We start from the raw sequence: 13632 nt of genomic DNA, 5'->3' as shown, positions 1-13632 counted from the left end.
CACGGTTCGCACCCACCGGAACGAGCCGCGGTAGCGTCGAGCTGGGCCCGGCGGATCGCGGCGTCAATTCCGCCGTGGATCCAGCGAGATCAGGCGCGTGGCATCGAGCAGCGCCGCTGGCAGGTGCATGCCACCGGGTGCGGCCAGGTAACGCGGCCGCCACTGCGGATCGAACTTCGACTTGAAACGGCGCAGGCCACTGAACCCGTAGAAGCGTTCGCCATGCCTCGCCAACAGGCCGGCCAGGCGGTTCCAGCGGCCGGCCAGGCGATGCTGTGCCAGCCCGGACAATGGCGCCATGCCCAGCGAGAAGCGGGCATAGCCCTGCGCGCGGCCCCACAGGAACAGTTCGATGAAGAGGAAGTCCATCGTGCCCTTCGGCGCCTCGTTGACGTGGCGCATCAGGTCCACCGACAGCTCGGCTCCGGCCGGCGCCTGCCACAGGTTGGCGAATGCCACGATCTGGCCTTCGGCTTCGACCAGCGCTACCGGGAAGCGCGCCAGGTAATCCGGGTCGTAGCTGCCGAGCGAGAAGCCCTTTTCGTCGCCGGCCTTGTCTTCCAGCCAGGCGTTGGAGATCGCGTGCAGGCGTGGCAGCAGGCTGGGGATTTCTTCCACCTGTGCCACGCGGAACGACAGGCCGCTGCGCTTGCCACGGTTCCAGGCCTGGCGCAGGTCGGCACGTTCGCGGCCTTCCAGGCCGAAGTCGTGCAGGGGCACCATCGCTTCTTCGCCCAGCTTGACCAGCCCCAGGCCGAGGTCGAGATAGGTCTGCCAATAGGCCTCGCCGACCTGGTAGAACACCGGGCGCAGGCCGAGGCGGTCGGCTTCCTCGCGGAAGCGCCAGATCAGCGCGCGCGCCACGTCAGGCGGACCCACCGGATCGCCCATCGCGATCAGCGAACCGCCGTAGCGTTGCATCATCACGAAGCCCTGCTTCGCATCATCACGCAGCACCGCCTTGTCAGCGGTCAGTACCAGGCAGGCCTGGGTGTCGGTGGCACCGGCCAGTACCGGCGCCAGCGATTGCAGCGTGGCCTCGTCAGCGGCTGGCAGCGGGCTGCGCGTACTGTGCAGCAGCCGCGCCAGGCCGAACATCACCAGCGCGATCGCCACCACCAGCAACGCACGCAGTGCGCGTGGCGCGTTGCCGGACAGCGCGAACTGCCACCACAGCTCGTTCTGGTATTCGACATGGCTGTAGGTGAAGAACAGCAACCAGGTCACCGCTACCAGCACCAGGCCAAGGTTGCGCAGCCACGGCCATGACCAGGCCTCATCCAGCAGCGCGCCCTGGCGGTAGAACTCGCGCCGGGCGGCCCACAGCGCCGTTGCCACCAGCAGTGCGGACACCGCGATCAACAGTTGGCCGCCACGCAGCCACAGCGGCAGCGGGGTGACCACGCACAACGCCATTGCCAGCATCCACGCTGCGTGGCTGCGCCGTGCCAGGCCCTGGCCGATCAGCAGCAGCGCAACGCCACTGAGGCTGCCGATCAGGTGAGAGGTTTCCAGGATCGGCAGCGAGGCATTCACCAGGTGACGGCGTGGCGTCGGCAGCGTGCCATCGATGACCAGCGCCGCGCCGATGCTGAACACCGCCAGCGCGATGATCTGCGGCAGCCACGGGCGAAGTGCGTTCCAGCCCGCACGGGTCGCTCCGGCACTGGCCTGCAGCGGTTGCCGCAGGGCGGGCGCGAGGGCGAGCAGAGTGGCCAGCACCAGCGGCAGTACGTAGTAGGTGACGCGGTAGATCAGTGCTGCGGCCAGCACCGCCGCAGGTGCCACCTGTGGCAACAGCTTCAGCAGGCTCCATTCGAACACGCCCAGGCCGGCCGGCACGGTCGAGACCAGGCCGGCCAGCACCGCCACCAGGTACAGGCCGACGAAGCCGGGCAGGCCGGTCGGCGTGGAGTCCGGCAGCAGCACGTAGAAGGCGGCACTGGCCAGCACCAGCTCGATTACGCTGAGCACGGTGACGCCGATCATGGTGCGGCGGTCGGGCAGCCACAATGCATGGCCGAACACGCTGAACTGCCGTCCCTCGCGGCCGACCAGCAGCACGGTGGCGAGGTAGGCGAGCAGGGCGACGACGCCGACGATGCGCACGGCATCGGGATTCAACGGCAATGCCAATGCCGCCGCCGCCGGTTCCATGCACAGCGCCACGCTGATCAGCAGCCACGCACCGAACACGAATCCGAGCGTGCTCATCAGCACCACCTGGCCGATCTGCGCCAGGTCCAGACCGGCGCTGCGGTAGCCGCGCAGGCGCACCGCGCCACCGGTCAATGCCGCAAAGCCCACGGTCTGGCCCAGCGTATGCGCAAGGAAGGCGGTGATGCCGATGCGCGCCGGATGCACGCGGATGCCGCTGCGGCGCAGGCCGATGGCATCGAAGCCGATCAGGCAGGCGTAGCTGGCCAGGCCGAGTGCCACGGTGAGCGCGATCTGGGCGCCACTGAGCTGCCGGAACGCCTGGCGGATGGCTCGGTAGCCGTGCTCATCGAATTCACTGGCCAGGCCATGCAGGGCCAGCGAGAGGATCAGCAGGGGAACAACGATGGTGAGCAGCCGCTTCCATGCCGGGGTGGAGGAAGCGGTGGCGGGCGTGGTGGCTGGGGTCATCGGCGCAAGGGTGCGTCAGGAGGGGCGAGTGCGATGTCAACGCGGGGCGTGGCGCATCGTGCGCCTGTCGCCGTCATTTGACCAGCCGGCGTGTCGGAGCCCGGTAGTGACGTTGCGCGAAGCGTCCCCCTGCACCCACCGTTGACCGGTTTGGAGGACAATGCAGGCCTGATCAACCGCAGGAGCCACGCCCATGATGGAGCGTTACGACGTCGGACCGCGCATGTCCGAAATGACCGTGTACAACAAGGTCGCCTACCTCTCCGGCCAGATTCCGGAAGACACCAGCCAGGACATCACCGGGCAGACCCGGCAGGTGCTGGCGGAGATCGACAAGCTGCTGGCGCTGGTCGCCAGTGATCGCCAGCACGTGCTGCGCGCGGAAGTGTTCCTGGCCGACATCGCCGACTTCGACGGCATGAACAAGGCATGGGACGAATGGGTGGTCGAGGGCGCGACTCCGGCCCGCGCAACGTTCGAAGCCAAGCTGGCCCACGCCGAGTGGAAGGTCGAGATCGTGGTGACGGCAGCGGTGCCGTAATCATTGAACGGGGTCAGATCCCTTTTCCGAAGGAAAAGGGATCTGACCCCCTGTTACAGGCGCACCAGCTCGATGCAGTCCACCGGGCACGGTGGAATGCACAGCTCGCAGCCGGTGCACAGGTCGGCAATGACCGTGTGCATGTACTTGGCACCGCCGACGATGGCGTCCACCGGGCAGGCCTGGATGCACTTGGTGCAGCCGATGCAGTCGGCTTCCACGATCAACGCGACCTGCGGTGCCTTGTGTTCGCCACGCGAGCGGTCGTAGGGAACGGCCGGCACGGCCAGCACCTGCGCCAATGCGCGCGCACCGGCATCGCCGCCCGGCGGGCAGTGGTCCACGCCGGCCTCGCCGCGTGCCATGGCCTGCGCATATGGGCGGCAGCCGTCGTAGCCGCATTGCCCGCATTGGGTCTGCGGCAGCAGGCGGTCGAGGCGTTCGGTCAGGGGCGGGATCAGGCTCATGCGTGGCGAAGGCTGCGCGTCGGGGTTACTTCAGGGGTTTGCCGCGGAACCAGCGCTCGTGAGCCAGCGCCAGCATCGGCTTGTCTTCGGAACTGTCACCGTAGGCATGGATGCGCACGTAGCGCGACAGATCGAACTGGCGACGGATGTGCTCGACCTTGCGCGGACCACAGTCGCCACCGGCATAGCGACCGGTCAGGCGGCCGTCCTGGCTCTCCAGCCGGTTGCAGATCAACTGGAGGCCCAGCTGTTCGCACCATGGCCGCAGGTACAGGTCCAGCGAGCCGGACACGATCACCACGGTGTGCTGCTGTTCCTTGTGCCAGCGGATCTGCTCCAGCATTTCCGGACGCACCACCTCGGGCAGGAACTCACGCGAGAAGCCGGCCGCCAGCGTGGTGATGTCATCGCTGTGGCGGTCGCTGAAGGTCAGGCGGGTGACGCGTGCACGGATGCGTTCGGCCGAGATCAGTTTCAGCTTGTACGCGGCCAGCCACGGGCCGACCTTCCACCACGCCTGCGCCAGCTGTTCGGCGGTGGCCACGCGGCGCAGGAAACGGCCATAGGTATCGCAGGTGGTCACGGTGTGGTCGAAGTCGAACAGCGCCAGTTCCATTCCGTTGCTTCCCATCGCGTTGCCTCCGGTGGCCGGTGCTGCCGGCGGGCGCGGCGGTGGCCACGCCCGCTGCAGGCATCAGCGCACCGGCATGCCCGGCTGTGCGCCGCTGTCGGCGTCCAGCAGCGCCAGTGCGCCGCCGTCGAAACCGGCCGACAGGATCATGCCTTCGCTCAGGCCGAAGCGCATCTTGCGCGGAGCCAGGTTGGCGATGAACACCACGCTGCGGCCGACCAGCGTTTCCGGCTCGCCGTAGCTGCCGCGGATGCCGGAGAAGATCTGGCGCTTGCCCAGTTCGCCGGCGTCCAGTTCGAAGCGCAGCAGCTTGTCCGAACCTTCCACGAACTCGCACACCAGCACCTTGCCGATGCGCAGGTCGAGCTTGGCGAAATCGTCGATGCCGATGTAGGCCGGAGCATCGGCGCTCTTTGCGTCGTCCTTGGCCGGTGCCGGTGCGGCCGGCTTGGCCGCTTCGGTCTTGGCGGCGGGGGCGGCAGCGGCGGCCGGCTGCAGGGTGTCCTTGGAGGCGTCGATCATGGCGTCAATCTTCTTCGGGTCGATACGGGTGAACAGCGGGGTGTAGTCGGTGATGCGGTGGCCCAGCAGCGGCTGCACCAGGTCGGTCCAGTCGTTGGCCGGCGCGGCGAGGAAGGCCTCGGCCTGCGCGGCGGTGGCCGGCAGCACCGGCTTCAGTGCGGTGACCAGCACGCGGAACAGGTTCAGGCCCTGGCTGCACACGGCCTGCAGCTGCGCGTCGGCGCCTTCCTGCTTGGCGATGACCCACGGCTTGACGTCGTCGATGTAGCGGTTGGCTTCGTCGGCCAGGGTCATGGTCAGGCGGATCGCCGCGGCCGGGTCGTTGCGTTCGTAGGCTTCACGGATCGGCGCCAGGCCATCGACGAAGCGCTGGTACTGCGCCGCATCGGGCAGCTGCGCCGCCAGCAGACCGTCGAAGCGCTTGCTGATGAAGCCGGCGCAGCGGCTGGCCAGGTTGACGAACTTGCCGACCAGATCGGCGTTGACGCGGGCGATGAAGTCTCCCAGGTTCAGGTCGAGATCGTCGACACCACCGCCGGACTTGGCAGCGTAGTAGTAACGCAGCGCTTCCGGCTCCAGGCCGGCATCGAGGAAGGTACGGGCCATCACGAAGGTGCCGCGCGACTTGCTCATCTTGGCGCCGTCCACGGTCAGGTAGCCGTTGACGTGCAGGCGGGTCGGCGCGCGGTGGCCGGTACCGTGCAGCACCGCCGGCCAGAACAGGCCGTGGAAGTTGACGATGTCCTTGCCGATGAAGTGGTGCAGCTCGGTGGTGGTGCCGGCGCGCAGGTGCGCTTCGAAATCTTCGCCGAGCTTGCCGCACAGGGTCTGGAAGCTGGACAGGTAGCCGATCGGCGCATCCAGCCAGACGTAGAAGTACTTGCCCGGCTGGCCGGGAATCTGGAAACCGAAGTACGGTGCGTCGCGCGAGATGTCCCACGCGCGCAGGCCACCTTCGGCATTGAGCCACTCACCCAGCTTGGCCTTCACGCCCGGCAGGGCGACATCGCCGGCCAGCCATTCGCGCAGGAACGCATCGAAGTGGCCCACCTCGAAGAAGAAGTGCTCCGAATCGCGCAGTTCCGGCGTGGCACCGGAGATGACCGAACGCGGCTCCTTCAGGTCGGTCGGCGCATAGGTGGCGCCGCAGACTTCGCAGTTGTCGCCGTACTGGTCGGGGCTGCCGCAGTTCGGGCAGATGCCCTTGACGTAGCGGTCGGGCAGGAACATGCCCTTGGCCGGGTCGTAGAACTGGGCGACCGAACGGCGGCTAATGTGGCCGGCCGCTTCCAGCTTCAGGTAGAACTGCTCGGTCAGCGCCTGGTTGGCCGCCGAGTTGGTCGAGTCGTAATGGTCGAAGGCCACGCCGAAGGCGGCGAAGTCACGTTCGTGGCTGGCCTGGATGTTGGCGATGAAGGTTTCCGGGGTGACCCCGGCCTTTTCCGCGGCCAGCATGATCGGCGTGCCGTGGGTGTCGTCGGCACAGACGAACCAGGCCTTGCCGCCGCTCATTCGCCGCGCACGCACCCAGATGTCGGCCTGGATGTAGCCGACCAGGTGGCCCAGATGCAGCGGGCCGTTGGCGTAGGGCAGGGCGGTGGTGACGAGCGCGGTACGGGTCATGGTCGCGGGGTGAAGCCGAGGGGAACCGCAGAGTATCGCATGCCCGCAACGAGGTGACCCGGCCGGGGCCGGGTCACGGGGATGAAGCGGGGGCCGGGGCGCTTACTCGCGCTGCCAGGTCTGCGCGCGGCAGATGAAGGCAATGCAGCCGGACACGTCCAGCTTGGTGCCGCCGGGCTGCAGTTCCATCTTCGACTTGTAGGTCTTGCCGTTGGCCGGGTCGAGGATGGTGCCGCCGGACCACTTGTTGGTGCCGTCGGCCTTCAGGTTCCAGAGGATGGTCATGCCCTTCACGGGCTTGTTCCTGTTGGCGCCTTCACAGCCGTCGCAGACCGGGTTCGGGCCCTTGTCCGAGTGCAGGATGTCGACCACTTTGCCGGTCAGCGTGCCGTTGGCGGCCTGGGTGATCTCGACGATCGACTTCACCTTGCCGGTCTTGTCGTCGATGGTCTTCCAGCGGCCGGCGGCGCCGTCGGCGGCCTGGGCCGACAGGGCGGCCAGGCACAGCGGCAGTGCCAGCAGCAGGGTCTTGAAGGTGTTGCGCATGGTCCCCTCCCAGGGTTCATTCCGGCACGGTGCCGGTACGGGTCGACTGTATACCCATTCGGCTGGGTATGGGGAAGGGGGGCTTTGCAGGGCTGCGCCCTGCACCTGCAGAGGCAACAGCAACGGCAGCGGCGGGATTCCGTGGGAATGCGGGGTCAACCGACCTCGTACAGCTCCAGCGGCAGGTCGTCGGGGTCGGCGAAGAAGGTGAAGCGGCGGCCGGTGTACTCGTCCACGCGGATCGGTTCGCACACCACGCCATGCGCGGCCAGGCGCTGGATGAATGGCTCCAGCGTGGCCACCCGGAACGCGAGGTGACGCAGGCCCTGGGCTTCCGGGCGGCTGGGACGGGGCGGGGGGGAAGGGAAGGAGAACAGTTCCAGCTGGCTGCCGTCCGGAAGGGCCAGGTCCAGTTTCCAGGAGGCGCGCGCGCTGCGGTGGTTCTCGGCCAGCACGCGCAGGCCGAGGATGCGCACGTAGAAGTCTTTTGAACGTGCGTAGTCGCTGCAGATCAGTGCAGCGTGGTGAATGCCCAGCAGGGCGTCGGCATCGCGGGTCATTGCAGGGTGTCCAGCCAGCGCTGGGCGATCTTCAGCGCCAGCGGATAGGGTTCGGGGTCGTTGCGGTTGGTCAGCACGATCACGGTCAGGTGCTTCTCCGGATGGCGCACGATCACGTTGCGGAAGCCGATGCTCTCGCCGCTGTGCCATTGCACCGGGCCATTCAGGCGCCAGCCGAAGCCGTAGTGCGGCACGTCCGGTTCGGGTGTTGCCGTGGCCGGGCTGAACATCGCGCGGCGCGAGGCCTTCGACAGCAGGCGGTCGTCGTACAGCGCCGCATCCCAGCGGGCCAGGTCGTCCAGCGAGGAATAGATGCCGCCATCGCCGAGCACGGCGCTGGTGGTGCTCTGGTCGGTGCGTTGCCAGCGGCCATCGATCCAGCTGTAGCCATAGGCGCGTGCGGCGATGGTATCGACGCCGTCCTGGTGGGCCACGGTGTGGGCCATGCCCAGCGGGCGGAAGATGCGCTGCTGCAGGAAGGCTGCGAAGTCCTGCCCGGAGGCGCGACCGACGATCAGTGCCAGCAGGGCATAGCCGCTGTTGCTGTAGCGGTACTGCGTGCCGGGGGCGAAGTTCAGCCGGTCCTGGCGCGACAGCAGGGTCAGCACATCGGCGTCGTGCACCTGGCGGCTGTTGGCCGGGTCCATCAGGTCTTCGTAATCGAGCAGGCCACTGGTGTGCGAGAGCAGCTGGCGGATGGTGATGCCGGCGCCAGCCGGAGGCAGTTCGGGCAGCCAGTGCCGGGCAGGTTGATCCAGCCCGAGCCGGCCATCCTCCACCAGCAGCAACACCGCCGCAGCGGTGAACTGCTTGCTGACCGAGGCCAGCCGGAAGTTGCTGGCCGCGGTGACCGCGGTGCCGTCTTCCACCACCGCCAGGCCGTAGCCGCGGCGGAACACCGGTTTCCCGTCATGCAGCACCAGAACGGCGGCGCCGGGCACCTGGCCGTCGTAGGCCCGCATCAGGCCGTCGATGCCCGCATCCGGTGGGGTCAGCACCGGTGCGGCAGAGGTGGCCAGCGGCAGCAGGCCCAGCACGACGGCAAACAAGGCGGCGGCAGGGCGCATGGCGGCTCCGTAAGGGTCAGGGTGACGGCGCGGGCGAGGCGCTGGCCGGCTGCGCCATCCAGCGTTCCATCTTGCGGTCCAGCACGTCCAGCGGCATCGAGCCGTCCTTCAGCAGTTCGGCGTGGAAGCGGCGCAGGTCGAAGGCAGCGCCCTGGCGTGCCTTGGCCTTGTCGCGCAGGGCCACGATGGTGGTCAGGCCGGCCACGTTGGACAGCGCCTGGCCGGGCTGGGCCATGATCCGCTCGACTTCCGCGTTGGCGTCGTCGCTGCTCATGTCCACGGTTTTCTGCAGGTAGGTGACGGCCTGCTGCTTGCTCCAGCCCTGGGCGTTCACGCCGGTATCGGCCACCACGCGGGCGGCGCGCAGCAGGCGCGAGTACAGGTAGCCGATGCGGTCGTAGGGATCGGTGTAGATGCCCAGGTCTTCGCCCAGCGTTTCGGCGTACAGGCCCCAGCCTTCGACGAAGGCGAGATCGCCACCGAGGCGGCGGAAGCGCGGCAGCTTGGCCAGCTCCTGCTGCAGGCCCAGCTGCACGTGGTGGCCGGGGATCGCTTCATGCAGGTACTGCACCGGCACGTTCCAGCGCTTGCGGCTGGGCAGGTCGCGGGTGTTCACGTACAGCACGCCCGGTTGCCCGGCCGCAGACGGCTGATAGGCCGCTGCGGCGGCGGTCAGCGCACGCTCCGGTTCCACTGCGCGCACGTCCAGCGTCGACTTGGGCAGCGTGTCGAGCACCTGCGGCAGGCGTGCGTTGACCTGCTGCTGCACCTGGCGGTAGCGATTGAGCAGCGCGTTGGCATCGCCGTACTGGAACTGGCGGTCATTGCGCATGCTGCGCAGCAGCTTGGTGGGCGTGCCGCGCAGCTTGGCATCCTTCATCACCGTGGCGATCTGGGCCTGCAGTTCCTGCACGCGTTGTTCGCCCAGCGCGTGCAGCTGCGCGGCGCTCTGGTCGCTGGCGGTGGTCTGCACGATCAGGTTGGCGTACCAGGCCTGGCCATCGGGCAGCGCGCCCAGGCCGCTGCTGGCGCGCGTGGCGGGCAGGTATTCGGTGGCAATGAAGCCGCGCAGGGCGCGGTAGGCCGGCATGATGCGCAGTTCGATCATGCGCTTGTACTCGGCGCTGATGCGCGCCTTGTCCTCGGCCGCGATGGTAGTGGGCATGGTGCGGATCGGTGACCAGAAGATGCTCTCCTCGGCGGTCGGCTTGATCACTGCATCCAGCTGCGGCAGCACTTTTTCCATCAGGTCGCGCGGCTGTACCACGCCGGCCTTCATGCCCTGGCGCATGTTGTCGATGGCCTGGTCGAACAGCCCGGGAATGCCCAGCGAACGGCGCGACCAGGTGTCGTAGTCCTGCACGGTGTTGAACGGCTGGGCGCCGGCACCGGCACCGAGAATCGCCATGATGCTGCCGATGTTGTAGTACTGGCTGATCGGCATCATCCAACTGGGGTAGCGCTCGGCGGCCAGCGAGGCGCGTGCGTCGCGCACGAAGATCTCGTAGCTGAGCAGGTCCTGGCCCTGCAGGCCATCGCTGCCGAGTTTCTCGACCTTGCCCAGCCACTCTGTGGTGAAGTCGTGCGACTGCTGGCGCCAGGCGGCGGACAGGATGTTGGGCAGCTGGTCGTTGTAGCGGGCCTCGCCCTGGAAAGTGGCCTGCAGCGGATTCAACCGCATCGAGGCATCCCAGTATTCGTCATACAGGCGCTCCAGCTGCACCTGCTTGGGTACGGCACGGGCCGGTGCGACCGGACGCGGGGTGGCGCGACGCGCCGAGCTGCCACGCGCCGGCGCGGTGGCGCGGGCGGGCCGGGCCTTGGGCTTGGCGGCCTGACGGGTCTGCGCGGCGGCGGGGCGGCTGGCCTTCTTCTTCGCGGCCTCGGCCGACGGCACGGCACTGAACAGGAACAACGCGGCAATGGCGACGGCCAGGGCGCGGGTGGGATGCGGCATCAGGAGCTTCCGTGGAACACAGACCGTGGAGCTTGCACGATCCGGCCGCCTACGGCCAGCGTGAAGGCGCAGTCAGCTTGCCGTCGCTGGGGCTTCAGTCAGCCGCGGCGGCGGCGCGCAACGCGGCGGCCCTGTCTGCGCCGAGATAGCGGGTGATCGCACGTCGCATCAGGTACAGCAGCGGAATCAATGCGATCGCAAAACCCATCTTGTAGATGTAGTTCACGCTGCTGACGGCCAGGAACAGCGAGGTCGGCCAGTGCTGCGGGCCGAGCACGAAGGCGATCCAGATCACCACGAAACTGTCCACCACCTGCGAGACCGCGGTAGAGCCGGTCGCGCGCAGCCACACGTGGCGTTCGCCGGTGGCCTGGCGGATGCGATGGAACACCGCTACGTCGATCAGCTGGCCGAGCAGGAAGGCCACCAGCGAACCGGCGATGGTCCACATGCCCTGGCCGAACACCGCTGCGAATGCGGCCTGGTAGTCGGGCACGCCGTGACCGTTCATCGAGGTGACCCACCAGCTGGCCGGCGCCAGCGAAATGGCGGCGAAGGCGAACAGGAAGCCATAACCGATCAGCACCACGGCCAGCCACGAGATGAAGCGCACGCCACGCTTGCCGAAGAACTCGTTGATGGTGTCGGTCATGATGAACACCACCGGCCACAGCAGGGTGCCGGCGGTGAAGCTGAGCGAACCGGTCTGGCCGAACAGGTTCCAGTTCAGCGGATCGATGCCGAGGGTGTCTTCCAGGGCGAAGATCTTCACCCCGATCAGTTCGGCCAGTACCGCATTGCCGCAGAAGAACGCGGCCAGCACGATGAACAGCAGGACCGCGCGGTCCTGCAACGGGCGCTCGATCGGCGCCGCAGTCATTCGGCGCGGTCGCCGGCGCGGGTGAACGGTACGCTGGCGGGTGCCACGGCGCCGCCGGAAATGATGAAGCTCATGGCCTGGTCGACGGTCCAGTCGGTCGGGGTCAGCAGCTCGACCGGCACGATTTCCAGGTAGCCCGACGTCGGGTTCGGTGTGGTCGGCACGTATACGGCGGCCAGTTCACGGTCGGTGCCGTGTTCCTTGATCACGCGGGTGACCAGCCCGACCGACTTCATGTCGCGGTGCGGAAAGTCGATCAGCACCACGCGCTGGGTGCTGCCCGGCTCGGTCTGCAGCATGTCCAGCAGTTTCTTGGCGCTGTCGTAGATGATGCTGGCCAGCGGAATGCGCTTGATGACCGCGCCGACCCAGCGCAGCAGGCGCTGGCCCAGCACGCGGCGGCTGGCGACGCCTACCGCCAGGATCACCAGCAGGGTGGCCAGCAGGGCGATGGTGTTCTGGATCCACTCGGCACGGACCCAGCCGAGGTAATGCGGGAAGCTGGTCGCGATCTGCTCGGAGAGCGGCACCACCAACGGGCTGGAAATGCCCGACAGCAGCACGAACACGAACTTGACCACGACCCAGGTCAGCCAGATCGGCAGCAGGGTGAGCAGGCCGGTCAGGAACAGGCGCTGCAGGGAGGGGCGGGGGACCAGGGCGGGGGCTTCAAGCGACATGGGCGCATTGTAGCGGTCGCGGCCGGTCGATTACGCTGGGGAATTGACTGCGGTAACGGCACATGGAAGGGAAGCTGTGTTGAAGATTCTGCGCGGACTGGGCTGGACCCTGGCAGGCCTGTTGCTGCTGGCCATGGTGGTGTGGTGCGCCTCGCGCATGTGGCCGGTGCCGGACGCGTGGCTGCAGGCCCAGCAGCGCTTGCAGGCCCGCCTGCCTGCCCACGGCCACAACGGCTTTGCGCTGCTGTGGACACTCGCGTTCGACGATCTCGATGCGCGCCAGCGCGAACAGGCGTTGGCCCGCGATGTGCAGCGTTGGGAGGCGGACCCGCGCGGCAGTGGCGGCGCCGGCCCGCAGCTGGCGGAGGACCACGACGAGCTGCGATCACGGCCGGCGGCCAGTTGCGGACCGACCGCCAGCGACTGCCTGGGCCAGGTGCGCGCCGATCCGCAGCGCTTCATCGATGCCCATGCTGGCCACCAGCAGCTGCATGCGCGACTGGACCAGCTGGCCGATGCGGACCACTTCGTGTCGCCGTTCCGGCCCACGGGCGATGGCATCCTGGTGCCGATGCCAACGTACGGCCTGTTGCTCGATGCCACCAGCGCACGCGCGCTGGCCTATGTGCAGGGCGATGTCGACGGTGCGCTGCGTGGCAGTTGCCGGGGGCTGCAGCTGGGCCGCAGGCTGGTGACGGGCGGCAGCTACCTGGTGGAGAGCATCATCGGTGCCAGCCTGGTGCAGGCCAACGCCCAGCTGCTGGCCGACATGCTGGTTGAACTGCCGGCCGACCATTCGTTGCCAGCGGAATGCGAGCAAGCGATGCAGCCGATGTTGGCTGCCGAACAGAGCCTGTGCCGGGCGATGCAGGGTGAGTACGCGATGAGCCGGGTCGCGATCGAAACCTCGGCGCAGGAATTCGGCGGTGTGCTGGTGCTGGATCGCCGCAGCACCCTGGCACGCGCGGCGGGCAATCTGGGTTGGGCCTGCGGCGCGGCGGCCATGGTGGCGCTGGAAGCGGATCGCCCGCTGCCGGTGCCAGCGCCGCCGCCGCATGACTTCGGCTGCCTGTCGAACATCATGGGATGCGTGCTGACCGATATCGCCGGCCCGGTCTATCCCGCCTATTCGTCACGGACCCAGGATGCCGCCGCGATGGTACGGCTGATCGGCGCGCAGCGCTGGCTGCGGCAGCAGGCGGAGGACCCGGTGGCGGCGCTGCCGCGCCTGCCTGCGCAATTCCGCTCCCCGGTGCGGGCACCGCAGTTGTCGGCCGATGGCCGCCGCCTGCAGGTGCCGCGGCGGTCACCGTCGCGTAGCAGCGAAGAGAGCCCATGGCTGTCGGTGCCGCTGGTGATGGAGGACGCCCCGGCTAGCGCTGCGCGCGACTGAGCAGCGGCTGCCAGCGGAAGGTGAAGGCGGTCGCGCCCATTGACCAGCGTCCCGCGCTGGCGAATGAAAACAGCGTATTTCCAGGGGGCTGCGTTGGATGCTGACGCCGCCATCTTCGAGCGGGCCGCTCATTACCG

General features: G+C 68.1%; 12 protein-coding genes. 2 read left to right on the top strand and 10 right to left on the bottom strand.

All coding sequences use genetic code 11. The annotated features are described in order from the left end of the window. Positions 1-63: 63 nt before the first annotated feature. Positions 64-2628: a bifunctional lysylphosphatidylglycerol flippase/synthetase MprF gene (mprF, locus tag V3B30_RS09665; RefSeq protein WP_262084400.1), complete on the bottom strand. Its 2565-nt coding sequence runs from the start codon at positions 2626-2628 to the stop codon at positions 64-66. Positions 2629-2821: 193 nt separating this feature from the next. On the opposite strand from mprF, the gene V3B30_RS09660 reads away from it, so the two are divergent. Continuing rightward, complete coding sequence (locus V3B30_RS09660; RefSeq protein ID WP_005418155.1) at positions 2822-3169, top strand: RidA family protein; 348 nt, start codon at positions 2822-2824, stop codon at positions 3167-3169. A 53-nt stretch (positions 3170-3222) separates the two neighbouring features. On the opposite strand, the gene rnfB is transcribed toward V3B30_RS09660, so the two are convergent. From rnfB to V3B30_RS09615, 9 genes are all read right to left on the bottom strand, one after another. After that, positions 3223-3636, bottom strand: coding sequence for an Rnf electron transport complex subunit RnfB (gene rnfB, locus V3B30_RS09655; protein ID WP_262084401.1), 414 nt, complete (start codon positions 3634-3636; stop codon positions 3223-3225). Positions 3637-3661: 25 nt separating this feature from the next. Beyond that, complete coding sequence (locus V3B30_RS09650; RefSeq protein WP_075677000.1) at positions 3662-4252, bottom strand: HAD family hydrolase; 591 nt, start codon at positions 4250-4252, stop codon at positions 3662-3664. Positions 4253-4330: 78 nt separating this feature from the next. Beyond that, on the bottom strand, positions 4331-6412 hold the full coding sequence (gene metG, locus V3B30_RS09645) for a methionine--tRNA ligase (RefSeq protein ID WP_262084402.1): 2082 nt from the start codon (positions 6410-6412) through the stop codon (positions 4331-4333). 102 nt (positions 6413-6514) lie between these two features. Further along, positions 6515-6958 carry a DUF2147 domain-containing protein gene (locus tag V3B30_RS09640; RefSeq protein WP_049421044.1) on the bottom strand — a complete coding sequence of 148 codons (444 nt, stop codon included), beginning with the start codon at positions 6956-6958 and terminating at the stop codon, positions 6515-6517. Between the two features lie 155 nt (positions 6959-7113). Further along, complete coding sequence (locus V3B30_RS09635; protein ID WP_100473535.1) at positions 7114-7518, bottom strand: VOC family protein; 405 nt, start codon at positions 7516-7518, stop codon at positions 7114-7116. Beyond that, positions 7515-8585 (bottom strand): serine hydrolase domain-containing protein, encoded by a 1071-nt coding sequence (locus V3B30_RS09630; RefSeq protein WP_100473534.1) that lies wholly within the window; start codon positions 8583-8585, stop codon positions 7515-7517. The genes V3B30_RS09635 and V3B30_RS09630 overlap by 4 nt, the downstream gene beginning before the upstream one ends. A 16-nt stretch (positions 8586-8601) precedes the next feature. Further along, complete coding sequence (locus tag V3B30_RS09625) at positions 8602-10542, bottom strand: DUF885 family protein (protein ID WP_100473533.1); 1941 nt, start codon at positions 10540-10542, stop codon at positions 8602-8604. A 94-nt stretch (positions 10543-10636) separates the two neighbouring features. Further along, on the bottom strand, positions 10637-11422 hold the full coding sequence (locus V3B30_RS09620) for a queuosine precursor transporter (protein ID WP_100473532.1): 786 nt from the start codon (positions 11420-11422) through the stop codon (positions 10637-10639). Then, positions 11419-12102, bottom strand: coding sequence for a DUF502 domain-containing protein (locus tag V3B30_RS09615; protein WP_100473531.1), 684 nt, complete (start codon positions 12100-12102; stop codon positions 11419-11421). Before V3B30_RS09615 ends, V3B30_RS09620 begins: the two co-directional genes overlap by 4 nt. Positions 12103-12178: 76 nt before the next feature. Here V3B30_RS09615 and V3B30_RS09610 point away from each other — a divergent pair, with 76 nt between their 5' ends. Continuing rightward, positions 12179-13495, top strand: a complete 1317-nt coding sequence (locus V3B30_RS09610) for a hypothetical protein (RefSeq protein ID WP_262084403.1) — start codon at positions 12179-12181, stop codon at positions 13493-13495. Positions 13496-13632 lie beyond the last annotated feature (137 nt).

The organism is Stenotrophomonas sp. SMYL41, from assembly GCF_036319965.1.
In the GTDB taxonomy this organism is placed as follows: domain Bacteria; phylum Pseudomonadota; class Gammaproteobacteria; order Xanthomonadales; family Xanthomonadaceae; genus Stenotrophomonas; species Stenotrophomonas maltophilia_R.
Note: the sequence above shows the minus strand (reverse complement) of the source record. Positions and strands in the feature narration are given on the sequence as shown.

Bases quoted from the DNA above. Each gene is read 5' to 3' on its own strand.
- V3B30_RS09625 (WP_100473533.1), bottom strand. From the start codon at position 10,542: ATGCCGCATCCCACCCGCGCCCTGGCCGTCGCCATTGCCGCGTTGTTC.
- V3B30_RS09640 (WP_049421044.1), bottom strand. From the start codon at position 6,958: ATGCGCAACACCTTCAAGACCCTGCTGCTGGCACTGCCGCTGTGCCTG.
- metG (WP_262084402.1), bottom strand. From the start codon at position 6,412: ATGACCCGTACCGCGCTCGTCACCACCGCCCTGCCCTACGCCAACGGC.
- V3B30_RS09660 (WP_005418155.1), top strand. From the start codon at position 2,822: ATGATGGAGCGTTACGACGTCGGACCGCGCATGTCCGAAATGACCGTG.
- V3B30_RS09615 (WP_100473531.1), bottom strand. From the start codon at position 12,102: ATGTCGCTTGAAGCCCCCGCCCTGGTCCCCCGCCCCTCCCTGCAGCGC.
- V3B30_RS09620 (WP_100473532.1), bottom strand. From the start codon at position 11,422: ATGACTGCGGCGCCGATCGAGCGCCCGTTGCAGGACCGCGCGGTCCTG.
- V3B30_RS09635 (WP_100473535.1), bottom strand. From the start codon at position 7,518: ATGACCCGCGATGCCGACGCCCTGCTGGGCATTCACCACGCTGCACTG.
- V3B30_RS09630 (WP_100473534.1), bottom strand. From the start codon at position 8,585: ATGCGCCCTGCCGCCGCCTTGTTTGCCGTCGTGCTGGGCCTGCTGCCG.
- mprF (WP_262084400.1), bottom strand. From the start codon at position 2,628: ATGACCCCAGCCACCACGCCCGCCACCGCTTCCTCCACCCCGGCATGG.
- V3B30_RS09650 (WP_075677000.1), bottom strand. From the start codon at position 4,252: ATGGAACTGGCGCTGTTCGACTTCGACCACACCGTGACCACCTGCGAT.
- rnfB (WP_262084401.1), bottom strand. From the start codon at position 3,636: ATGAGCCTGATCCCGCCCCTGACCGAACGCCTCGACCGCCTGCTGCCG.